General features: G+C 44.6%; 16 protein-coding genes and 1 rRNA gene. 5 read left to right on the forward strand and 12 right to left on the reverse strand.

The genetic code is table 11. The annotated features are described in order from the left end of the window. A 5S ribosomal RNA gene (rrf, locus tag WA381_RS13620) occupies positions 1-109 on the forward strand; the annotation flags it as partial. Positions 110-749: 640 nt separating this feature from the next. On the opposite strand, the gene WA381_RS13625 is transcribed toward rrf, so the two are convergent. The 3 genes from WA381_RS13625 to WA381_RS13635 all read right to left on the reverse strand — a co-directional run bounded on the left by WA381_RS13625 (position 750) and on the right by WA381_RS13635 (position 6,108). Next, complete coding sequence (locus tag WA381_RS13625; RefSeq protein ID WP_156086942.1) at positions 750-2,489, reverse strand: AMP-binding protein; 1,740 nt, start codon at positions 2,487-2,489, stop codon at positions 750-752. Between the two features lie 368 nt (positions 2,490-2,857). Then, a complete protein-coding gene (locus WA381_RS13630; protein WP_156086941.1) occupies positions 2,858-3,436 on the reverse strand; it encodes a hypothetical protein in 579 nt (192 codons plus the stop codon). A gap of 302 nt (positions 3,437-3,738) precedes the next feature. Then, entirely contained in the window at positions 3,739-6,108 is a 2,370-nt protein-coding gene (locus WA381_RS13635) for a DNA polymerase II (protein ID WP_289617993.1), read from the reverse strand. A 301-nt stretch (positions 6,109-6,409) separates the two neighbouring features. On the opposite strand from WA381_RS13635, the gene WA381_RS13640 reads away from it, so the two are divergent. Continuing rightward, a complete protein-coding gene (locus WA381_RS13640; protein ID WP_156087371.1) occupies positions 6,410-7,441 on the forward strand; it encodes an MBL fold metallo-hydrolase in 1,032 nt (343 codons plus the stop codon). Positions 7,442-7,510: 69 nt separating this feature from the next. Here WA381_RS13640 and WA381_RS13645 read toward each other — a convergent pair whose 3' ends face one another. From WA381_RS13645 to WA381_RS13670, 6 genes are all read right to left on the reverse strand, one after another. Further along, complete coding sequence (locus tag WA381_RS13645; RefSeq protein ID WP_156086940.1) at positions 7,511-8,839, reverse strand: sensor histidine kinase; 1,329 nt, start codon at positions 8,837-8,839, stop codon at positions 7,511-7,513. Beyond that, a complete protein-coding gene (locus WA381_RS13650) occupies positions 8,839-9,423 on the reverse strand; it encodes a chemotaxis protein CheX (protein WP_014949492.1) in 585 nt (194 codons plus the stop codon). The genes WA381_RS13645 and WA381_RS13650 overlap by 1 nt, the downstream gene beginning before the upstream one ends. Next, on the reverse strand, positions 9,420-9,785 hold the full coding sequence (locus WA381_RS13655; RefSeq protein ID WP_014949491.1) for a response regulator: 366 nt from the start codon (positions 9,783-9,785) through the stop codon (positions 9,420-9,422). The genes WA381_RS13650 and WA381_RS13655 overlap by 4 nt, the downstream gene beginning before the upstream one ends. Before the next feature lie 267 nt (positions 9,786-10,052). Further along, on the reverse strand, positions 10,053-11,228 hold the full coding sequence (locus WA381_RS13660) for a pyridoxal phosphate-dependent aminotransferase (protein WP_156086939.1): 1,176 nt from the start codon (positions 11,226-11,228) through the stop codon (positions 10,053-10,055). 19 nt (positions 11,229-11,247) lie between these two features. After that, the gene (locus tag WA381_RS13665) at positions 11,248-12,069 is read right to left on the reverse strand and encodes a sulfite exporter TauE/SafE family protein (RefSeq protein WP_014949489.1); all 822 of its coding nucleotides are present in this window, start codon (positions 12,067-12,069) and stop codon (positions 11,248-11,250) included. Positions 12,070-12,185: 116 nt separating this feature from the next. Further along, complete coding sequence (locus tag WA381_RS13670) at positions 12,186-14,834, reverse strand: TonB-dependent receptor plug domain-containing protein (RefSeq protein WP_101565856.1); 2,649 nt, start codon at positions 14,832-14,834, stop codon at positions 12,186-12,188. 401 nt (positions 14,835-15,235) lie between these two features. On the opposite strand from WA381_RS13670, the gene WA381_RS13675 reads away from it, so the two are divergent. Beyond that, complete coding sequence (locus tag WA381_RS13675; RefSeq protein ID WP_014977398.1) at positions 15,236-16,216, forward strand: LysR family transcriptional regulator; 981 nt, start codon at positions 15,236-15,238, stop codon at positions 16,214-16,216. An 80-nt stretch (positions 16,217-16,296) separates the two neighbouring features. Here WA381_RS13675 and WA381_RS13680 read toward each other — a convergent pair whose 3' ends face one another. Next, positions 16,297-17,007 (reverse strand): endonuclease/exonuclease/phosphatase family protein, encoded by a 711-nt coding sequence (locus tag WA381_RS13680; RefSeq protein ID WP_014949486.1) that lies wholly within the window; start codon positions 17,005-17,007, stop codon positions 16,297-16,299. After that, on the reverse strand, positions 16,995-19,211 hold the full coding sequence (locus WA381_RS13685) for a VTT domain-containing protein (RefSeq protein ID WP_014977396.1): 2,217 nt from the start codon (positions 19,209-19,211) through the stop codon (positions 16,995-16,997). Before WA381_RS13685 ends, WA381_RS13680 begins: the two co-directional genes overlap by 13 nt. A gap of 253 nt (positions 19,212-19,464) precedes the next feature. Here WA381_RS13685 and WA381_RS13690 point away from each other — a divergent pair, with 253 nt between their 5' ends. Beyond that, the gene (locus WA381_RS13690; RefSeq protein ID WP_156086938.1) at positions 19,465-21,207 is read left to right on the forward strand and encodes a PAS domain S-box protein; all 1,743 of its coding nucleotides are present in this window, start codon (positions 19,465-19,467) and stop codon (positions 21,205-21,207) included. 84 nt (positions 21,208-21,291) lie between these two features. On the opposite strand, the gene WA381_RS13695 is transcribed toward WA381_RS13690, so the two are convergent. After that, positions 21,292-21,888, reverse strand: a complete 597-nt coding sequence (locus WA381_RS13695; protein ID WP_156086937.1) for a porin family protein — start codon at positions 21,886-21,888, stop codon at positions 21,292-21,294. A gap of 514 nt (positions 21,889-22,402) precedes the next feature. Here WA381_RS13695 and katG point away from each other — a divergent pair. Beyond that, a complete protein-coding gene (katG, locus tag WA381_RS13700) occupies positions 22,403-24,703 on the forward strand; it encodes a catalase/peroxidase HPI (RefSeq protein ID WP_156086936.1) in 2,301 nt (766 codons plus the stop codon). Positions 24,704-24,806 lie beyond the last annotated feature (103 nt).

Here is a 24,806-nt window from a genome sequence, read left to right on the forward strand (position 1 = left end):
GCCATAGCGATACGGTACCACCTGACTCCATTCCGAACTCAGAAGTGAAACGTATTAGCGCCGATGGTAGTGTGGGGCTTCCCCATGTGAGAGTAGGACACTGCCAGGTCCCATTTAAAGAAACCCGCCTAACGGCGGGTTTTTTGCGTTTGGAATAAACAAAAAAATGGGGTCAGAGTACTTTATTGCTTTAAACATCAGGACATAATTATTCCCTTATCCCCCAATGCCGTTAAATCAGAGTACTTTTAAGAACAAACGAATTTAACTATACGTGATTTCAAAACTGTGGGGGAGAAACTCTGAAATTCGTCAGCATGCCTTATTAGAGAAATGTACTCTGACCCCATTATTAAAATGTGTTTTTCTGCGACTGCTCTTTTTACCTACTTCTAGTCACTGTGAAAGTTTCATTTATCGAATAATTTAAGGCGCACAAATTCAGATACAGACCTTTAGTCTTTCACTCAGGAGTAAAGGGGTCAGAGTACTTTTTGGCTCTCACTCTCGTTAAAAAAAGAAATGTACTCTGACCCCATTATTGTGGGCTAACTCAATAATTCGAGCTCTTTAATTCTCTAGGGCATGTAGCAGGCAGTTTGAAAATACGGTAGATAGGTACAGACTATAGCTTAGGTGCAAGCGTTGGAAATACGAATGTAGGGTCAGTGTACTTTAAAGCGCTATCTTTTAAAAAGTACTCTGACCCCAATTTTCGAAATGTACTCTGACCCCACTATTTGCTGGGATTATGCTTCGGTTTGTAGGGCTTGCTTCTTCAGTGTTTCTATCATGTATTCGCGCATTTTAAACTTCTGAAGCTTCCCTGTTACCGTCATGGGGTACTCTTTCACTACGCTGATGTATTTGGGTACTTTAAAGTAGGCTAGTTTGGATTTCAGGTAGTCGCGTATCTGATCTTCGTCTATATGTCGATTTTCCTTTGCCTTAATCCATAGGCATACTTGCTCGCCATATTTGTTGTCAGGAATACCAAAGACAGCGGCGTCTGACACATCCGCATGTTGATACAAGACTTCTTCAATTTCTCGTGGATAAATGTTTTCGCCGCCGCGAATAATCATGTCCTTTATTCTACCAACTATTGTGACGTAGCCTTCTTCATCCATTTCTCCGAGATCACCAGAATGGAGCCAACCTTCATCGTCTATGGTGGCTTTTGTCTTAACCTCATCACCCCAATAACCTTTCATTACACAGTAGCCTCTCGCGCAAATCTCACCCGGCTCTCCAATAGGCACCGTATTGCCTTGGGGATCTATGATCTTCACTTCTGTATGGGGCATAGCGCGTCCAACAGTTTTGACCTGCTTTTCAAATGGCGAGTCAATGTCAGTAATATGATTGATAGGGCTACACTCTGTCTGACCATAACCTATGACGACTTCTGTCATATGAAATTCACTATGGACCTTTCGCATGAGCTCTTCTGGACAGGTACTACCTGCCATAACGCCGGTTCTTAGTGTTGATAGATCAAAGCTCTTAAAGTTGGATAGTTCGAGTTCGGCAATAAACATGGTTGGTACGCCATGTAATCCCGTGCACTTTTCTTCTTCTACTGTACGGAGTGTTGTCTCAGGGTCGAATGACTCCCCGGGGAATACTGCGCATGCACCTGATGCTAAGCAAACTAAGTTGCCCAATACCATTCCAAAGCAGTGGTAAAGCGGAACGGGAATACAAAGTTTGTCTTTGTGTGTGAACCTCATTGCTTGTGATACTAATAGTCCATTATTTAGAATGTTTCGGTGCGTTAACGTTGCGCCTTTCGGGTTTCCCGTGGTACCAGAGGTAAACTGAATATTGATGTTATCATCCGCGCTAAGGTTCGATTCAACGGCCTCCAACTGAGATTTAAGCGCTTCCGTTGGTTCTATTTGTAATGCAGAAAAAGCCTGTAATCCTTCTACAGACTTATCGCCAATAGTGTATACATATTTAAGTGAAGGCAACTTAGAAGGCGTTAGAGGACGCCTTGGTGTGTTCTTATCTTGGCTGTCTATTTCTGGCGCAAGCTCTTTCAACATGGCGACGTAATTTGACTGCTTGAATGACTGCGCCATGACTAAGTATTTTACGGAAACGTTATTAATAGCAAACGCTAATTCATCAGGGCGATAAGCAGGGTTCAGGCATACCATGATCGCCCCGATTCGCGCAGTAGCCATCTGCACGATCGACCATTCGATATTGTTCGGAGACCATATACCCACACGGTCTCCAGATTCTACACCGTTTGCAAGTAAGCCGCACGCAACACGCTCTACTTCGTACCAATACTGCTGATAGGTCCAGCTAACGTCTTGATGTTTTACAATGATCGCAGGGTTATCGCCATAATTGTCGACAACATTTTTGAAATACTGACCGATAGTGAGCGACGTCAGCTCAGCGTCATCAGAGCCAGTAAACTCACTTTTCTGAAGAGGGAGTAGTGAGTTCGGTGTAAATTTTGATTCCATCATATCTTGCCTCCATGCGCGTACGCATCTGATTTATATATAAATAATAGAGTTGGCTGTTTCGGCTTTTGGTTCCAAATAACCAATGGCAACAATTGCAGTAAATGCTGAATACGCAACGAATAAAACAAATAATTCAATCTTTATTAACAATATTGTTGCAAACGGGTTTTGTCGACAAGATGTTAGTCGTATATGGGGTTATTCAACGATGAATTTGTGTGACTCGTCGTACACGCTGAAAGGAGAGTAATAACCAAAAGTGACAATGTATTTGATGTCTAAAGAAAATTGTCTCGACTTTAATGAAACAAAAAAGCCTCCGACGAAGGAGGCTTCCTAAAAATTTTTACTTAATGAGTGGTGAGCGTCTATTCAGACTCAATACCTTCGAAGTAGGCACGATATTCCATACGGGTAACGTAAGAATCGCCATTTTCATCCATCATCTCAAAGTCACCTTCAACATGCGCAACCTTTATCTCTTTGGCTGTAAGCTTACCGTCGCTGTCTACATCAATTTCAGTAAACTTATTGTCGGCTGTAGCTGACATCTCAGTGCGAAGCTCCCTATTCTTCTCTGATATCATCTCACCGTCGGCTTTAGAGAATAATTCAGGATTGCCCTTTTCCAAGAGTAGAGCGTCATTGGTGCCTTCAGTTTTCACCTGAGTAATGATGTCGTCGCTAAACATTGATGGTTTTTCATCAACAAATTTGTTGAATTCAACACGGCTAATCATGCTGTCACCATCGGTATCCATTTTTGCGAGAAGCTTACTGTCAATAACGCCAGAAGACTCAGAACCGACGATATAGCCGTTTCCATCCTTATCCATTGCGTTAAATCCCATCGAGATCTTCTCTTCGTGGTGGCCTGCTACTGCTGAAGCAGATAGTGTTGCAGCAATAACAGCACTGGTAATCATACTTAGTTTTGTGATCTTCATAATCAAATTCCTTCTGGCTTTTACAGTGAACTCGGGCGTTCAATTGCCCTAACCACTAGGTCCACAGACCTCAACATAGGTGCAGATTGGAAGTAAGTTTCAATCTGACACCGCTAATGACTTACGTAATTCATTATTCATTGAATGTGCCAAATGCATAACTAACTGATTTAGTGAGGTAATAAAAATTTAAGGCGAGGTTTTCAATGTTATTGCTATGTTAAATTGTCGCAGTGTTTGCAAGATCTTCATACGTCAAACTTAAGCTGTTCTCAGATATAGATAGAACCCCATTAATGAGATTAAAACAGCGAGAGTTGATCGTTCGCTATTGTCTCAAAATTCAGGCCAATAAGAGGCAAGATACTATCGGCAATGGGTTGGATTTGCTTTTCAATATAGTGGTCATATTGAAGGGGGGCCGTGGCGGTTTCTGCTGTTTGAGGGCCCTGTACTGTAATAACATAAGCAATGGTAGTATTAAACTGATAGCGAAGTGGCAACCCCTGTTCTTTATAGTACTCGTCCGCTAATCGCGCTGCCTTTACGTGGGGAGGTAGCGACTTGGTATACGACGACAAAGGCTTTCGCAGCCGCTTTTTATAGACCAAAGCGTGATCCATTTCACCGGACTTTATCGCTGCTATCGTGCTATTTATGTAGTCTTCAACAGGCTGTCCAGTAAACACTTTTTTGTATAGCTCGTATTGGAAGGTTTTAGCTAGTATCGTCCAATCAGAGCGGACATTTTCTAAGCCTTTAAAGACAAGTTCACCGCCATTCATTCCTGCGTAACGTTTTTTGCTGCCTTCGGAAGAGCCTCGGATCGTCGGCATAAAAAACGTAGAAAAGTGAGATTCAAACTCAATTTCTAAGTGGCATTCAATGTCGAACTCACTTTTTAGTAACTCATTCCACTTTCGATTAATAATGCTAGCTAGCTCAAGTCCAGTATCTGACGGCGAACCCAGTGCATCATTCCCTTCTACATGAACAAATGTTGAGTCGGTATCGCCGTAAATAACTGTATAGCCCAGTTCTTCAATCCAACCCGCAGTGGTTTGCATGATCTCGTGACCCCGCAGTGTAATAGAACTAGCCAGGCGAGGATCGTAGAAGGGACAGCCGCCACTACCAAGAACACCATAGAAAGAGTTCATTAATATTTTGATGGCCTGAGAGCGCGGTGCGTCTTTCTGTTTTTTGGCTTCGTCGCGCTGAAGCCATAGGTTTTCAATGATGGAAGGTAGAAAATGAGATTCGCGGCTAAATACTGCGCCTTTAAAACCTTCTATCGCCGTGTCTGGAGACTTAAGCCCTTCTGCAAGTCCCAACGGATCGATTTTAAATGTACGAATAATGGAAGGATACAGGCTCTTAAAATCGAGGACTAAAACGTCCTTGTATAAACCTGGCTGGGAACGCATGACATAACCACCCGGACTAGCCAAGCCTCCATTTTCAGGTCTTACCCCCGCGACATAAGACTTGCGGTGAAGCTTAGGCAAGTACACATTTAAAAACGCGGCCACTGACCCTCCGGGGCGACTCATATCTAGGCCGGTAAGAATACTGCGCAGCGCCAGAAAATCGATAAATTGGGTTTTATCCTGAATGCGGTTGACCAGTTCCGTATCTTTAAAGTTATAGTTAGCGAGTGCAACGGGATCGCTATGATAAAGACGCTTTATCGCTTCTAGTTTGTCGGCGGCTTGAATAAGCTTATTTTCGCCAAGCAGTTCTTCAGATACGTGATCGAGCGAGAACGACTCGAATTGATAAGTCATTGTTTTTAGTGCTTCGATTCCATCAATAACGCATCGTCCTGGCACATCAACGAGGGTTTGATCCTCCCACTGTCTTACAGAAGCCTCTCGGCCATGGCGGCCGATCGCATACTTTAGCGAGTTAGCCCTAGCGCGGCGTTCAAGTACCGCCATATCGAACTGTTTAACATTCCAGCCTAAAATGATATCTGGGTCGTAGGATGTAAGATAAGAAAAAAATGCTTCAAGCAGTACTTTTTCTGATTCAACGACAATGAGCTCGTACGCGCTGTCTTCTTGTCCCTGCAATGTTTGTCCAACAAAATGTGGCGGGCATAGAAGCAGCACAACGTTGAGTCCTTCACCGGCTAACGCAATGCTAAAGAGTTCTTCATGCTCATTGCATTCGATGTCTATGCTTAGCGATGTAAATGTGGTTCTGAATTGACAGGGTCTGATTTGCGCATTTTCTATAACGGTCTGTGACGTATCGTCGAAATCTTGCGGGGCCAGGAATTCCACCGCGCCATACACAAAGCGCTCCATTAAGTAGCGATCAGCAACGCGAATATCGGCTTCGTACAATACAATACTGCTTTCCTGCGCATGCTGGCGAAGCTGATGCATATGTGATTCGGTTGCGGTTTTTACCGTCGCAACAGGAACTTGTTCCAGCGTGTGAAACCCGTCATCTGAAACACTGATCTTTGCTGAAATACGCTCGGCGATATTGCGTAAATCATTGGCGTGAACAACAGATACAAAGCAAGTGGGGTATTGGGGTGAAGAAATTAACCTAGCTGTACTACTGGGCGTTTTTACCCATAGCTCAACATGCACCTTGCCTCGCCGGGTAAACGTACTTTTATTGAGTATGAACCCTTGTTGTATTGTTGAGGCTGACATGGATCTGATTTACTAACCGGCTTTGTTGACGTTAATTTCTTTAAATAGCCTCATGGGCGTGTACGTTTTATAAACTCGCATTACCATTATCTGTTCAATAACTGGCGCAAAGGTGCAATAAAAATGCGCTACCACTGTGCACGAGAAACGGCAGTAGGCTTAGTATAACGTTTGTTATCACCTACTCCTATAGATCTCTATTCGACAGATATGTTTGTTTTTGTAAGCAGCGCGAGTTAAAACGAAAACGTACAGTCTTTGTGCACGTTAGACCATGCACGATAGAAAAGGTGAGGGCGATATGGAATATCTATTCGATAAACAGGTAGAGCCGGGCGAGCTAATAGAAGTGGCCGATGGTGTTCTTTGGCTAACAATGCCGCTTCCATTTGAACTTGACCACATAAATTTGTATCTGATCCGCGGTGAAGGCGGTTGGGTGGTCATTGATACTGGCATAGGAACGTCCACCACCAAAGCGCTGTGGGAGCGTATATTCAAGCAATTAGACGGGCCAATAGTTGGCGTTATTGTTACGCATTTACATCCTGATCATGTAGGGTTAGCGGGCTGGATAGCCGACACGTATAATGTTCCCTTTTATATGTCTCAAACTGAGTACTTTACTGCCAGAGCGTTTGCGGCAGGGAGAAATGGCGCAACTAACGAACGGGATGTGCAATATTACCAGCGAGCAGGTTTAGACGAATCCATGATCGCAAAGCTTACTTCTGGTGAAGGCAACGGCTACAGCAGCGTCGTTTCACCACTACCCATTAGCTACACACGTCTAAAGCATGGTATGACGCTGTCGCTTGGCGGTAACGAATGGCAGATCATCATTGGCCGCGGCCACTCTCCTGAGCATGCGTGCCTTTACAATAAGCGAAAAAATATTCTCATATCAGGCGATCATATTTTGCCGATTATCACGCCAAACATTGGCGCCTACTCAACAGAGCCTGATGCCAACACCTTAGACGACTACCTTTCTACGCTGCCGCAATTCAAGAATTTGCCCAAAGATGCGACAGTATTACCTGCTCACAAGCTACCCTTTATCGGCCTGCATGAGCGAGTAGATTCGCTTATTGCTCATCATCACGAGCACCTAAAAGCACTGTTAAATGCTTGCGAGCAACCTCAAACGGTCGTAGAGCTATTACCGGTTATGTTTAAGCGCAAGCTCTCTAGTCGCAACATGGTGTTTGCAGTAGCAGAGTGTTTGTCTCACCTTAATTACTTGCTTAATGAAGGAGTCATTTCGCGGACGTTAAACAGCAAGGGTGTGTATACATTTAAAGCCTGTGAAGTAAAAAAGCTTGCTTGTTAGTTCAGTCAGAGGACATACAAACAGAGTGAGGATTAACAACGTCTTACTCTGTACTGGGCTATCTGTGTTCTAGGCCGTTTGAGAATTTTCCGCTTCGTTTTCTTTATTCTCTTCATTATCTTCACTGGACGGGGGCTGTGCTGCAGGTTGTTTCGGAATGGTGATCTCTACCACGGTTCCTTTTGCCTCTTTGCTGCTAATAGATATTTTACCTTGATGTTGTTCAATGGCGGTGTAAGCCACAGAAAGGCCCAGCCCTTGGCCTTGCCCTTCGGGCTTTGTAGTAAAGAAGGGTTCAAAGACTCGCTTTAGATGTTTTGTAGGAATACCGCAACCCGAGTCCAGTATTTTGATGGTCACCAACGTAGGTGAATCGAGCACAGTGAGTTTAATAAAGCCCCTATCTTCTATGGCCTGTGCTGCATTTATCATGACGTTCATTAGCACCTGTTTCAGCGGCCCAGGGTTTCCCATTACCTCCACTTTCTCTAATTCACATTCAAATTTATATTGGGGCGTGCTGTACTGGGCGGAAATAAGCGTGATCAGCTGGTGACACACGGCGCAGATATCTACTATCTGCACGCCTTCAGTAGTCTCCAGCGAAAAGTTCTTAAGGTTTTCGACGATGTCTTTTACGCGGGTAAGACCGTCTGTAGACTCGGCAATTAGCTCAGTAATATCGTCCTTTAACAAGTCGTAGTGATTAGACTCAAACAGTGCGTCAATCTGCTCTTTAAGTTCGTCGGTGAAGTGTTCGAGTTGCCCCTTAACGCCATCACAAATCGCAATAAGGTGAGTTGCGTATTGCTCAAGTGTATTGAGGTTAGCGCTCACAAAACCAATAGGGTTATTAATTTCGTGGGCTATCCCCGCCGCGAGCTGACCAGTAGAAGCCATTTTCTCTGCTTGAATAAGCTGGCTTTGTGCGGTATCGAGTTTGCGAATTAACTTTTTTTGCGCTTCGTGTTCTTTTTTCAGCGCTTCTGAAAGCTTTTGCTGGGCTCTAAAATAGCTAGCTTGGGCGGTCACATCTTGCAGAAAAATACACGCCAATTTTTGCCCTGTGTTTTTGTCTTTAATGGGCAAGATTTCCATGTTTTGATACATCTGTGTTTCTTCACCCGTTATAGGGCGAGAGCTCTTAAACGGAAAGATGTGGGGGCGTTGTTCCCAATAGCTAAAGCTAGGATGCTGCAGTACAAAAACTGACTTTAGTCTACGTTTTAGAAACTTACCTTGTCCTTGAAATAACTCAACAACTGGCGTTTCTTTATAGCAGTCGCGCATATTGTGAGGAAGTCGATCTAAAAAGAAGTCGTTTAGATAAACAACCTTAAAGCTCTCATCGACTATACCAATTCCGACAGGTAATTTACCTACCAGTTGTTCAAACATTATGCGAGTAACTCATCCAATGTGTCTTTCATGCGTGCAAGAGATTCATCGTCTAAGCAGAAAACAACGCGCATGCTAAACGACGAGATCGCGATAATAAACTGCACTTCCATCACTAAGCTGTGCTGCCATTGCAACTCATCGAAGTTCGCTTTATCGGGCAAGAATAACGTGGGCATGTTCAAGTTAGTGGTAAGCTCCAACTGGTCGGAAAGACCAGCCAAACACGCACCTGCCAAAATGTTACAAAGCTCCAAGATAATCTCTTGAATGTCTTCTTTGCTTAATGGTTCATCGTAATCCATTAACGTTGCGACCTCACTCAATCCAGCTTGAGATAGCACAGACATCACTTCGCCGTGTACGTCGCCTAAAAAAGACTGACGGGTATAGAAAGCGTCTTCGGTTTCAAATAAGAGACTGTAAAGCTGGGTGGGAGTAACCGCTGAGATTTTTGGGATAGAAATATCAATTTTGGTTTCAATTAACTGCGCAAGAGAGTTAGCCGCTTGCCCCATGGAAATATTTAGGAGTTCTTGAAGGGCATCTCTTTGCTCTTCGTCTAGTGGTAGTACAATGCTCATAGATACCCCAACTCAAACAACGACATTGCTAATTCTTCTTTATCAAGCGGTTTGCGTAAAAAGCGCTTTGCCCCCAGAGACATGACAATTTTCTGTTTTTCTGGCTGAAAGTCAGCGCTAATCACAATTACATTTGGGGCGTCGGGCCTTTGGTGCAAGAATTCCAACACACCAACGCCGTCAACTTCTGGCATGGTTAGGTCTAAAAGTACCAATGCAAATTCACTTTCTGACAGCGCATTTATGGCTTCTTGCCCGTTTGTTGCTTCGGTGATGTCATACTCTAAATCTTGCGGAAGTGAGCGAATCACACTACGCCTCGACAACTTAGAATCATCAGCTACTAATACAGAAATTGACATTTACAGCCTCCTAGAGCGGCATTTAATGCGATGCCTTTTTAGTAAAGTATGTGCAACTTTAGCGTTACTGCAACAATACCGTAAAAATTTTCCAATCAGCGTATTCTTTGAGCAGTGGCGCTTTAAAATGAGTATATGACAGAAGTGACTTTTATGCGTATTAGACTTTTAGTTGAAAATGACTAGGAGAGTAAACGAGGAAGTAGCAGAAAATTTAAGTCTATAAGTAGCGAGGTGTGCATCGGCCGACAATGCACACCCTTGCAGCTAAGTATTTTGCATAGTGTACATTTTTTCAAGTGCACTGGGCATGGCTTCAACATAGCGTTTTACATCGCCAATTTTTCCCATACTTACGCGAGACCAGTTGTCGTACGTACGGTAGATTCCTCTAATCAGCACGTCCTGTTCAGCCATGGCTTGGCGGAAGTACTCTGCGTTGCCGTCACCTAAATTAACAAAAATAAAGTTAGTACTAGAAGGTAGCGCTGTCAATCCATTTGCTTTTACTGCGTCCATAACCATAGATTTACCTTCATAAATTTTCTCTTTAGAGAAAGTTAAAAAGGCATCGTCATTGTAGCTGGCGATAGCCGCGGCAAGGCCTGCTTGATTCAATGTATAGCCGCCCATGCCATAGCGATTGATCCACTCAGTGTTTTCCTCTGATGCGATTAAATAGCCCACGCGCATACCTGCTAAGCCATAAATCTTTGAGAAGGTTCTCGCTACAATGAGATTATGACCAGCTTTAACGAGCGGAATCATTGAATGCTTAGGAGGCTCATCGATAAGCTCGTTATATGCCTCATCGACCAACACCAGTGTTTTTTTAGATGCTTTTATGCAGAATTCGCGAAGCTTATTCGGATCGAGCACTTTTCCCGTTGGATTGTTCGGGTTACAAATGTGCACCATACCAATAGAGTCGTCTATTGCGGCGTACATGGCATCAAGGTCAATATCAAGCTCTGCCGTATTAGCAACTCTCACTATTTCTGGCGCACCTTGTTTTTCAGGTGCTTTAGACGTGGTGTCCCAAAAAAGGTCCGGGCCCAGAATTTTTCCGTTCTTGCTGGCCGCAAGGGCGGCGTAGGAAAGAATAGGGCTTGAACCGGCGCTTAAAGAAATGTGCTTTCGAGTAATGCCATAGCGCTCGGCAATCATATCCAATAGTGTCATAGCGGCGGGATAAGCATAGTAGGCTCCACCTTCCGCCGATGCTTTTGCGATAGCGTCTAGCGCTTTCGGGCTCGGCCCAAACGGGTTTTCATTGGCATTGAGCTTTGCAACCCCAGGCTTTGGTCCATACATAACAGACGATGGGGAAGCGCTTGCGCTAACAGATTGGGCGCTCACAAGGTGACTTATGCCACTCGCACCTATTGCTGACGCTGCAACTGTGCCACCAATAAACAAGCGTCTTGAACGTTTATAACTCACGGGTTGTCTCCTTCTTCTTTTAAATGGCTTTATAGAACATTGCGCTAGAAACAATGACGAGATAGATGCCAAATAAGCGCTTTAGCTTCTTTTCACTGAAGTTGTGTGCCATTTTGGCTCCGATTGGAGCGGTAAAGATTGCCCCAATACTGATAGCAATAAGCGCAGGTATATTGATGTAGCCAATAGTGCCTACCGGCAACGAGGCGGTTTCAGGGTGCTTCATAAACAAAAAGCCAATGGCACCTGGAAGCCCGATAAGAAAGCCGACGCCTGCGGCGGTCGCGACAGCCTGTTGAATGGTGCGCTGGCACATCACCATAGTGATTACTGTTGGCGTGCCACCACCTATGCCAAGCAGAGCAGAGAAACCACCCAGAACAAACGCTAAAACTGCTTTGCCAATTCCTTTAGGCATATCGAAAACAAGCCCGGGCCTTACAACGAACTCAGGAAAGAGGAAATACACGGAGTAAAGTAGAACACCTGCAGCAAACACGACCGTTAAACCATTGGCGCTGGAGTTGTTTGCGATGAGCAGCCCGCCACCAACGCCAAGAATAAGCCAAATACTCCACGAGCGAAGAATGTCAAAATCCACCGCACCTTTAGCGCGATGCGCCATCACTGACCGAGCGCTTGATACCACAATGGATGCCAATGATGTTCCGATGGCTACCTTAACGAGGGCTTCTGATGGAGGAGTAAAAAACGGAAAAACAGCGAGAAGAGCAGGCACGACAACAAATCCCCCGCCATTACCAAACAGACCTGCCGTGATACCTGCAATGGCACCAGTTATACACAAAGTAACTACAAACCACAGTAGCTCTATTTCCATTTGCTTTTTACTCCGCATGAAACAGCTTTAAACATGAATGACCTTTTAAGTTTTTCTTATATACAGTTAACTACATACACAAACACCGACTTATGTCGGTGTTTGCAAGGAGCCAGTTAAAAACGGGCTGCAAGTCGGGTGTAGTAATATCCTCCCTGCCAATCAACCACCGAGGCAGAGTCATAGACTTCACCGCAACAGGCGTCGCCGTTAGTACTTACATCTGGGTAATTGTCGAAGAGATTTCTTACCCCCACTGACAGGGTGAGGTTTTCGTTAATAAGGTAGGAGCCCTCTATATCGAACATATATTCGTCACCGAAGGTTTGAATATTTGTGGCGTTTACCCCGTCATCGCTTCCCGCATTTTCGTATTCGCCAAAATAGCTAAGACGCGCAACGGCAGACCACACGTCGTAGCTGTGAGTGACCGAGAACACTCCACGCATTTCGGGACGGCCATTTTCAAAGTCGAACTGATCCTCAGCGTTCAAGTATTCACTCGGATCAGAATCGAACTCTGTTTTGTTGTAATTTACAGAGCCGGTTAGCACGGTTGCGCCATACCTCGATTCCATCTTGTAAGTAGCAACAACGTCCACGCCTTCGGTTACGGTATCGAAAGCGTTTTGGAAGAAGAACACACCACCAATAGACTCGGCGCCAGAAACATTGGCACCTGCTAGGGCTAGATAGTTTTGGTATGCGTCATAACCGTCTGCTTGAGGGTCGGTAACGACAGTGGTGGAAACATCTCGGGTAGACACAGAGTAAAGGCGGTCTTCAAGCTTGATGTTGTAGTAATCAACAGTGAGCGTTAAGTCGCCATAGTTCGCAGTCATGCCCAGCGTAAAGTTGGTCGATTTTTCGGGTGAAAGCTCGTTGGCACCAAGCGCCTGCGCTACTTCGCCGCCGGCTGGGAACAGACCTGTTGCTACTGGGAAGCCATCGGGCAGACGTGTAGATACGTTGGTGGTGCCTTGCTGACCTGGAGTAGGAGCTCTAAAGCCAGTGCCAAAAGACGACCTAAAGCCTACTTCATCACTAAACTGATAGAACCCTGCTACTTTGTATACTACTTCTGAGCCAAAATCAGAATAGTCTTCATAACGCAGCGCAGCCTGAGCAAACAGCTCGTCTGTAATGTCACCAGAGATATCCGTGTATACCGCATATGAGTCACGCTCGTATGAGCCCGAATAGTCTGGTGAATAGCCAGGGAAGCCGTTGGAGCCAACGCCTACAACAGTATAAACGGCGTCTACTCCAGCGAATCCATCATCTTCAACCCCATCGTCGTTACTGTCAGCACTGGTGTAGTTGGCACAATTCAGAGTTGAACCGTTAGCAATGACAGCAGCGCCCAGTGCCGTAGTAGTGTAGTCGTCGTTACAAAACTCCCAAGGGTCGGATGTGGCGTAAGAGCCTGCAAAATAGGAACTTAGCTCGCCTTCAGATATTTCGTATGACTCGTCTAAGTAACTTGCACCGAAGGCAAGAACATACTGGTTCAAGTCATAGGTGAAGTCAGCTTGAATCTGTGTTTCTTCGTTGGTTAAGTCACCCGGCTTAAATGAAGTAGGTGACTCGTTACCCAGTGACGGGTTAATGGTATTGGCTAGTGTGTAAGAGATTTCATTATTGCCGTAACGACCACTGATATCATAAGTAAGGTCGCCCGACATGCCCTTAACACCACCAACAAATGAGTAGTCAGTCACATCACCGAAGAAACGAGGCGTGAAGCCACCAGGGAAGAACTCTAGCGGGTTCCAGATTGAACCGTCCTCAAGTCGAATGTCTTCAATGGTGCCATTGCCTGGATAGCGATAATAGAATGAACCGTCACCTTCACTTTCTGAATAGTTACCGAATGCGTAGAGTTCAAGTTCACTGGATAGTGCGTAACCGGCGTTAAAGAAAACACGCGTCCCGCTTGTATTTGGTTGCCCCCATGGTTGGACTACGTCTGAACCATGAACGCTGTTGGCCATGGCCGTAGCATCAGCGATGTATTGATCTGACTGGTCATCCACACAGAACCATGGCTCACAATATTGCTCACCGCGAAAGGTGGCTTCGCTGTCAGAATATTCGGCTGAAATACTGAAAAAGCCATCGTCGCCTAACGCGAAACCTTTATTCCCAGTAACGGTAATTTGATCGCCATCTCCTTCGTAGTAGCTGCCGTAGTCGGCAGTGAACGAGCCGCCTTCGGTGTTATTTTTTAATTGAAAGTTGATAACACCTGCAATGGCATCTGAGCCATATTGCGCAGCTGCACCGTCGCGCAACACTTCAACACTTTGAATTGCTGCGGTTGGAATTGTTGCGATGTCTGGCCCCTGTGTGCCAGAACCGCCAATTGAAACAAGCGCGGCCCTGTGACGACGTTTAGAGTTAACCAAAACAAGCGTTTTGTCGGTGGGCATACCTCGAAGCGTTGCTGGACGGATAAACGTTCCGCCGTCGGAAATGGGTTGACGGCCTACGGAATAAGAGGGAACGAGTGTCATAAGGACATTGTTCATATCGGTAAACGCAACGGCTTCAACGTCTTCGGCGGTGAGTACATCAACCGGTACAGGAGAGCTGGTTACTGAACGCGGTGCACCGCGGGCACCAACAACGGCAATGCGTTCTAGGTCTTTGGCTTCTGTGGTTTCTTCAGTCACTTCTTGCGCCTGTACAAGCAATGAAGTAGTGAAAAGTGTTAATCCGGTAAGTGCGTAACGTACTGCAGTGTGGAGCTTTTTCTGTTTCATTTGTGTTCCCAATCGTGCTTATTGCTACTTAGTTTTGTGGGTGTGGATTATTAAAATCTGCACTCTTTTTAGGCACGCACGAGCACTACTTTGATGCGAGAAGCATCTTGTTATTGTTGTCTAGCAACTCGTGTACAAGAACAAGGCTAAAAACTCTTTGGCTTTGCAGGAAGAAAGAAGATTATTCAGGGGTATAAGAAAAATATTGAGCCGTCTCACAGGGCGCTAATTTAATGCTATTAGACTTAAGTATGGGGGAAGACAAGATTTTCATGCCCCACTGCTTTTAGCCCATTTTTACAATTTTGCTTCATATAACTTAATGGAATGGCATATTCGTTGCTGCCATCTTCGTTAAACCGTTCCCGTTCTAGAACTCACCACCTTTGTAAGGAGGGCAAGTGCATTCAAAACAGCTGCATTATTTTGTTATGACTGTGCGTAAGGGTAGTATTGCTGCGGCGGCGAGAGCATTGGATATCGCTCAACCCGCCATTAGTCAGCAGTTGGCAAGTTTAGAAAGAGAGATGAAAGCGACGCTGCTTGAAAGAAGTTTTTCGGGAGTAAACCTAACATCGGCGGGCGAAGTTTTTTATAAACATGCATTAAAGCTGCTAACCGAAATAGACAACGTTAAGGCCGCATTGGAAGCCTTTCAAACTGGACAAAAGAAGGTAGTAAAAATAGGAATGCTACCGTCAATCGGCAATGTGCTTTCTTTACCGCTGCTCACGGAGATAACGGCGAACCATAAAGGGCTCAAAGTCGAAATCAGCACTGGACCGTCTTACACCATTAATGATTGGCTTGAGTCAAAGCAGGTGGATGTTGCGCTTACTTATCAGCAAGCTGTCGACCCTAAATTCATGCGAGTCACACCGCTAATTCAAGAAGATCTTCATTTGGTTTTTTCTGCCTCCTCATCGTGTGAACAATACGCCAAGCTTCGAGATAGAACGACGATCCGTTTTTGGGAAATCAGTGAATTACCTTTGCTGTCACCGGGTAACAAAGATGCATTGGGTCAACTAATTGCTGACTATGAAAAAGCAACGGGCGTTAGTTTGCAGCACGACTTGGCTTATTCTGGACAACTCATGACTGGCCTTAGGCAAGTTATGCAGGGAGAAGGCGTGATGATCCTTCCTACATCAGCTATTTTTCATTTAAAGGAGTCTGGCCTAGTTTCATCACTGAAAATAACACAGCCAGAAATGCAGCGTACTGTACTCGCTGCGACAAACAAAAGTGCCAAGACGCTGCTAGATAGCAGTCCGATCATTGATATTCTCAGAAAAGTAGTGGCTCAAGAAAACGCACTGAAACACTGGTGCGGTACGTTAGAATTTGCCGCTTCATCGTTCATAGCGCAACCTGCATAGCACTGTGCCAACACAAAATGATGCTAAATCTCGCGTACGACGAGAATAATGCAACCCGTTAAGTGCAAAAGAGCACTTGGTTAATCGTTCTGGGGCAGTTCAATATCAACAAGCACAGGTAAATGATCTGACAAGATTCGAGTTTTCGCATTTTTTAGTTTTCTGCACGCTTTTACCTTGATGTCGTCAGACACCCATACTCTATCAAGTGCAAATACAGGAAAGTGGCTTGGAAATGTTGCCCCCACTTTTTGCTGTAATAGCAATTCGTTAAGTGCTTTAAACGCTTTTGAGAAAAACTGCCACTCGTTGAAATCACCGGCTAGAACTAGAGGGATTTGCTTCTCTTTCATCTTCAAAGAAAGGTGTTCATGAAGCAAAGAAAACTGTGAGCGACGTTCTAGCTTCTTAAGCCCCTTATGGGTATTCACAACCGTAAGGGGGGTCTTCTCTGTCTTGAGCTCTACAATCTGAACATTTCTAGGCTGTCGCCCGTTTTGGCTGACATCCAGTGTATCGTGCGCTAATACGTCAAAGCGAGTTAGGATGGCGTTGCCATACCAGCCATCAGATTCCCTAATGGCTGGTGATGGAATGAGCTTAAACGTGTTTTCAGCGCAGATATCTTTAACGTCCTGTGCTGTACTTCGCTCAGAGGGACGAGTATCCATTTCTTGCAGCAGCACCACGTCGGCGCCACTGTTTGCCAAGAATTGCCCTATGCGTTTGTAATCGTGCTTTTTGTCTCTACCTATTCCGCTGTGAATGTTGTAGGTCACTATGCGGCACATTTCTCTACCTCATCTTTGTCACTATTATCACTGGCAGTATCTTGATTCCCCGACTCCTTCCGAGCTTGGTAGTAGCGGGCAAATTTTTGCGAGCCCCAAATCATAAGGCCCCATAAAACGATACCGCCAACTAAATAGCTAATGGTTTCCACAGAAGGGTTTTGCCAAATTTGTGCTATCGAATCACCCACAAGCCCTTTCGCAATCATGGGCGGGAACATGCCTAAAAATGTCCCTACTAAAAACTGGAAAATGCCAATAGATGAGATACCCGCTACCAAATTCACCAAACTAAAGGGCGCTACAGGCAACATTCGAATGGCCGCGACGCCAACGATACCGCTACGCTTTAGTTTTTCATCAACGGCAGCTACCTTTGGACCACCAATTTTTCTAAGCCCCGCGTTGCCAGATAGCTTGCCTATTCCAAACATGATTGCAGAGCTCATTAGTGCTCCCATGATGCCGTAGATGGGCCCCCATATAGGGCCAAAAATAGCAGCCACAGCAAGTGACAGTACTGTGACCGGGAAGAATAAAACGCCGCCGACCACATAAACCAGCAACACGGTAGGCAGAGCAAAGTAGGTTCCACGACTTTTCTCTAGAAAGGCGTTAATGCTGTCGGAACTTAACCATGGTATGGACTGGCTAGCCCAAAACATAAGCCCGCCAAGAACAGCAATGATGGCAAGACCAATCAAAATCATAATACTGCGACGTCTTGGGTTACGTGCAGGCATAGCAGCTCCATCAAAGGTTGGCACTGAAATAAGGGGTTCTTCAGGGTCAGATAACGCTCTGAACACATTCTTAACGGATTGTTCGGTAAACACCTCATCGCGAACTTCGGTAAGTACGTAGCCGTGTGCTATCTGATCCTGCATTAATGCTTCAACCGGATATTCATTGTTGAATAACGCTGGCATTGCATCAATATCGCGTCCCGTGTGCTCTGCGAGTAAGTCGTTTCTCACTTGCTCAATACACGCCTGATTGTCCTTAGTGTTACCGAACAACACCGTGTCGATTTCGGTGTCTAGCGTCATTGAGCGATTACTCAAGTTTGATGACCCGATAACAAGGTATTTGTTATCGATGGTCATCACTTTGGAGTGGATGCGCTTGTATGCCTTGCGGCCTTGCATGTCTTCAATTGAAGAATAAGTCAGTTTTACTCGCTTAGGGTCAATCCCTTTTTCTAAAATTTCCTTGAATTCTATGCGGCTTGCCCAAAATGCTTCGCATTCAAACTTACCTTTTGGCTCGTAGGAACTTACGATAATGACCGAAAGATTAGGTTTCAGTTTGAGCTGCTTATTCAGCGCTTCAGCGATCTCCTGACGCGTTGTAAATTGATTCTCAATGTAGATTACAGACTCTGCTTCACCGATAAGATCAAGCAGCATATGACGTACCTCTTGAGCAGGCTCGACCTCATCCATAAATGGAATTGTTCTGGCAAGTGCACACTCTACGTCTTCAAAAAGGGGAGGATAATCTTGTGGCCAAGCATCAGGCAACGGGGCATTTTCATCAATGCGTGCGTCCTCGCGGATATCAATAGGTGAAGAGTCAGCCACACGCTGCCACCTCCATCGAACTAATTTTGAAAAGTCGGCTACTACAGGTCCACTTGAGACCATTTGCACATCATGAAGAGGACCATACTCCCCATCAGGCCCATCACGCTCTTCTGAAACTACGGGATGGTCACGAGTATCCCAGCGGTTAGTGGATACATCCATTCCACCTGAGAATACGAGTTCATCATCGATAACCACAATTTTTTGGTGCTGACTTCCGCCCATCGGAATCGTGTCATCGAGCTCGGTTTGCACATTGTCTGGAGTTTTTTCTTCCCACACTTCCTTTGCCCACATTTCGCGCTGCGCGAAAAAGGCTAGTGATGAGTCCCAACGTAGCAGGTAAATTTTAATGTCAGGATTTTGCTCAGCTTTCCACTTAAGTAAATCACTTATTACGCTCGGCGCTTCACTGTTCGCTTCGTCGTCGCCTCGCAGCAAGCGAATGCGGCTATCTATATCCCATCCAACAATGAAGATACTGTGCTTAGCTTTAACGATAGAGCTGTGCAAGGCTTTATAATAGTTTCCGCAATCTATCAAAGGTGTAGAAAAGCGAGCCTTGCTCTCTACCCAACAGTTTTGACCGGGTTGAAATACACTCTTTCCTGATTGCATGTGACTTTTCCTATTTATTCATTTTTCACTATTTGTATTCTGTTGCAGAATTTGTACCTCTATAAAACGTAAGAGCTAAAAATGTAAGTAAATGATTTTTATAGATAATTAGAGTTTTTGAGCTCGTGTGTAAGATGTATCAGTTCGCAATGTGTAATATTTTCACTGTGAAACGAGTTTAATATTCACAGTTGGAAAAACAGGGAAAGATCTTCTATATAACTTAAAAAATTTAATGAGAAGGTCTAGATAAATGAAGTTTTTTTCAAAGGAAAATGCGGCGAAACAGGCGCTTGCTCAATCAATCTTGGCTGTAGTTACCATAGATGAAAAAAACAACATTACGTTTTACAACGATGCCGCTCAAAAGTTATGGGGCTATACGCCAAACGAGGTACTAGGCAAAAATATCAAACTATTGGTTCCCCACGAACACAAAGCAAATCACGACAATTACGTTAATTCTCATCGACAAACAAATGTTAATAAAATCGTTGGCAGCTCGCGAGAAGTCGAATTAGAAACAAAAAGTGGGGAGCGAATTTGGGTTCAGCTTGCTTTATCTCAGGTTATTGTTGCAGGAAAGAAGCACTACACCGCTTTCGTTCGAGACGTTACAGAAGAGCGAGAGTCTCGCGAAATAGTGGAGCAAACATTAGAGCAAGCGTTAGATGCTGTGGTGTGTATCGATGAAAACAACAACGTAACCTTGTTCAACGCATCCGCTGAGAAGCTATGGGGATACACAAGAGATGAAGTAATTGGCCAAAATGTGAAGATGTTAGTGCCTCAGGCGATTCAAGCGAACCACGATAACTATGTCAACGCAAATAGAGAAACAGGCCAAGACAAAATTGTCGGAACCAGCCGCGAAGTTAAAGTGGAGCGGAAAGACGGTAAAAGCCTGTGGGGCAGGCTGTCTTTGTCTAAAGTAAGGCTGGCTGACCGAACCCTCTACACAGCATTTATTAAAGATGTAACAGAAGAAGTAGAGCAGCGAGAGTTACAACGTATGCTTTCGCTGGTTGCCAACGAAACAGACAATGCCGTCATTATATCTGATGCAGATGGTCTCATAGAGTACGTTAATAACGGGTTTTACCGGTTGACGGGGTGGGAGCTGGACGAAGTAAAAGGCAAGAAACCTGGATCATTTTTACAAGGTGAGGAAACCGATCAACGTACTGTGGATGTGATACGACAAAAAATTAAAAACCGCGAAGCATTTTATGATGAAATTCTTAACTATAGAAAGGACGGTACACCTTACTGGACTTCACTATCAATAAACCCCGTTTTCAAAGAAGAAAAACTCGTTAACTTTATCGCGGTTCAGGCTGATATTACTCGTGTTAAGCAAATGGCTTTAGATTTTACTAACAAATTAAAAGCTATAGGCAGTGCACTTGTTCTTCTTGAAATGAAGCCTAATGGTGAAGTCGTTGAGGCAAACAAACTACTACGCGACACATTGAACGGGGTAATGAGCTCTGAATCATTTGCAAATGAGGTAATGAATAGTCTTTCTGCAGAGGACAAGTCTACTCTAGAGAGCGCTGGTTTTGTTTCAAAAATTACTGAGTTTCAAATGGCTGGGCGTTATCTTGCCTTTGACGCGAGAATCAGCGCACTTAAGAACTTCAACGGGCAAGTAACACGTTATGTCTTTTTTGCCGTTAATATCACCTCTAGAAAACAAGCGGTGAACGATACTCAAGATTCTATGAAAGAGCTACTGGTTACCAGCCAGACTATAAGTAATATAGTGGGCACAATTAATTCTATTTCTGAGCAAACTAATTTGCTAGCGCTAAATGCAGCGATAGAAGCGGCACGAGCAGGTGAAATGGGAAGAGGGTTTGCGGTTGTGGCTGATGAAGTACGAACGTTAGCAGGTAACTCCCAGTCCTCATCCAATGAAATTGACAACTTAGTTAAAACGACAGTGTCAAAAATTGAGGAACTGGCGCAGCTCATCCAGAAAATAGATGGGTAGCAAAAAGTAAAAAGCCTTGGCAATGTTGCCAAGGCTTTAGCATTCTCATTAAGTCACGTTGTTAAACGTGAGGCAACAAATGTCTTAGAAGCGATACTCAACACCAATACTGGCTTGCTTAAGATCGGTTTCAAAGTCGGTGTCGTCGAGGTCATCAAACGCTTCGTCTGCATCAAGCTCTGTATCATAAACAGTGTACTCGGCGTTTACTAAAAAGTTACTAGTAATCGCGTAGCTTAGACCTGCGCCTACAAACAAGCTTTCGTCATCGTTATCACGTGAAACACCAGCAAAGTTATACTCGGTTTCTGACCAAAGTTGACCTGCTTTCGCGTAGAGAGAAAAACGCTCTGTTAATGGAAGAATACCCTTGATCGCCGCGGTGTAGCCGTCTGTTTCAGCACCTGCAAGGTCGTTACCGTAATCACCAAAATCGATGTAACCACCTTCAATTGCAATCCACTCATTGAATTTATATCCAACAAGGCCTTGCCAAACATCTTTGTCATCGTCAAAGTCATCTTCACCTTCAACGCGTAGGTAACCGTAATTACCACCTACATAAAAACCACTGTCTTTTGCTTCAATTTGATTTGATTGAGCATGCGCACCGAATGAAGCCATAGCACTGATAGAGGCAACAGCTGCAAGTCCGGTAAGTGTCTTAAGTGTGTTTTTCATAAGTTCATCCTCATTACTTCTTTAACATTCCATCGACTTCTTATCTGAAGTTAATGCGTCTTTAATTGCATCATCTCTGTATCAATTGCTGTGCCATGGTAGAAATTGCAGAAGGTATTTCAATTAGATGAAAACTTTACATAAACCGGCACTTTTTAGTTGGTTATTTAGCCGCTTATAGAAAGTATGGAAAAGTTTCACTCTTCAAGAAGCGAAAAAATTTCCCAATCTCTGAAAGAGATTCACAGATCCAGCTCATTTTCCGCATTACATAGTTCTACTGAGCGACAGTCGATTACGTCATAAAGTGAACTGGGTTCTTAACATATTGAAATTAATAAACTTTTCATTGATTGGGTTTTCTAATCAGTTGAATTCATTTTATCAACTGTAAATATTCTCTAAGCCTGTCTATCTTTTAACTGCTTATGAGGTAAACAAAATGTTAACAAATTAGTGGTGTGATTCGCACTCACGCTTTGGTAACTACAACAAACTCAGACGGGAAAAGACCATGACTATAAACAGGTTTAAAAAAACCACAGTATCAGTACTTGTTGCCCTATCGCTTGGTGCAACAGGGGCTATTGCCAACGATCAAATTAGTAAGCCTGCTGGTGCTAAAGGCACGGGCACTGCTAAAGCTTTTCAAGCGAAAAATAATCAATTTTGGTGGCCTGATCAGCTCGATCTCTCTCCGTTAAGAGATCACGATAATCGCTCAAACCCACTAGGTGATGATTTCAGTTATGCAAAGGCATTCGCTAAGCTAGATCTCGACCAAGTAAAAAAAGATGTTAATGAGCTACTCACTACTTCTCAAGATTGGTGGCCGGCCGACTTCGGAAATTATGGTCCTTTCTTCATTCGACTTTCATGGCACAGTGCAGGTACCTATCGTACGCTAGATGGTCGTGGCGGTGGTGACGGTGGTCAAATGCGTTTTGATCCGCTGAACAGCTGGCCAGACAACGGAAATCTTGATAAAGCGCGTCGCTTGCTTTGGCCTATTAAGCAAAAGTACGGTGAAAGTTTATCTTGGGGCGACTTAATGATCCTTGCGGGTACCGTAGGCATGGAAAACATGGGCTTTGACACCTATGGATTTGCGGGTGGTCGTACCGACGACTGGGAACCTGACATGGTTTATTGGGGCCCAGAAGTGGAAATGCTTGCGAGCGATCGTGAAGAGCGCGACGGTAAGCTTCAGCGTCCGTTGGGGGCAACGCACATGGGCTTGATCTATGTTAACCCTGAAGGCCCTAAAGGTGTGCCTGATCCGATGGGATCTGCGAAAAATATTCGCACTGCATTCGGCCGTATGGCGATGAATGATGAAGAGACCGTTGCGCTAATAGCGGGTGGTCATACATTTGGAAAAATGCACGGCGCACACAAGCCTGCTGATTGTTTAGAAGCTGAGCCAGGTGGTGCAGGCCTAGAAGAGCAGGGACTAGGTTGGAAGAACAATTGCGGTAAAGGCAATGCAGAAGACACAGTAACGAGCGGTTTGGAAGGTGCTTGGACACAGCTACCTACTAAATGGACGAGCCTATATCTCCAAAACTTATTGGGCTTTGAGTGGAAGCAAACTCGCAGTCCTGCCGGCGCTATCCAGTGGGTCCCTACCGATGAATCGCTTCATAAATCAGTACCAGATGCGCATGTAGAAGGTAAGAAAAATCCTCCTGTGATGACTACAGCTGACTTGGCGCTTAAGTATGATCCAGAGTATCGAAAAATTGCCGAGCGCTTCTTAGCGGATCCTAAGGAGTATCAAACGGCGTTTGCCAAAGCGTGGTTCAAGCTAACTCACCGCGATATGGGTCCTAAGGCACGTTACTTGGGTAACGATATCCCAGAAGAGAACTTCATCTGGCAAGATCCAGTGCCTAAAGCTGACTATAAAGCGATCTCTGATAAAGACGTTAAGAAACTTAAAGCTGACATCTTAGACAGTGGTTTAACCGTTCAGCAACTTGTGAAAACAGCATGGGCGGCAGCGTCTAGCTTCCGAGCATCTGATTTACGCGGTGGAGCGAATGGTGCTCGTATTGCCCTTGAACCGCAAATGAATTGGGAAGCCAATGAGCCTGAAACCGTTCAAGCCGTTGTTTCTAAGCTTAAAGAGATGCAAGAAGACTACAATTCACGCATGTTTTCTAAGAAGAAAGTGTCTCTTGCTGACCTCATTGTGATTGGCGGCGCGGCAGCAATTGAAAAAGCAGCGGCAGATGCTGGCGTCAAGGTTACTGTGCCAGTGGTTCCTGGTAGAACTGATGCTACCCAAGAGCAAACAGACGTTAATTCGTTTTCATTGTTAGAGCCAACAGCCGATGCGTTTAGAAACTATTACAACGCAGAAGCTAGCTATCGTTCGCCAACCGACATGCTGGTAGACAAAGCCGATCAGCTTAATCTAACAGTACCAGAAATGACTGTTTTGCTTGGTGGTTTGCGTTCATTGGGAGCAAACACAGGTGGCACTAGCCACGGTGTATTTACTGACAAAGTAGGCACGCTTAACAACGATTTCTTCGTAACGCTTCTTGATATGGGCGTTAAGTGGAGAAAAACAGATAACCCGTCGGTATATGAAGGTGTAAACAGAACTACTGGTGAAGTTATGTATACAGGTACGCCTGTAGACCTGGTCTTTGGATCAAACAGTGAGCTGCGTGCAGTGGCCGAAGTTTATGCCTACGACAACGCGAAAAGCCGTTTTGTTAAAGACTTCGTCGACGCTTGGACCAAAGTGATGACGCTAGACCGTTTCGATTTACGTCACGATCTAAACGCCAGCTTGGGTAAATAGATGCGGTATAACTGCTATCGCGAATTAGCTTAACAACTAATTTTCAATAGACATAAAAACTAAAAGGGCGCTTCCGCGCCCTTTTTAATTGATTTCTATAAGT

Source organism: Alteromonas sp. CH_MED4-4 (assembly GCF_037029575.1).
Classification (GTDB): Bacteria; Pseudomonadota; Gammaproteobacteria; order Enterobacterales; family Alteromonadaceae; genus Alteromonas; species Alteromonas macleodii.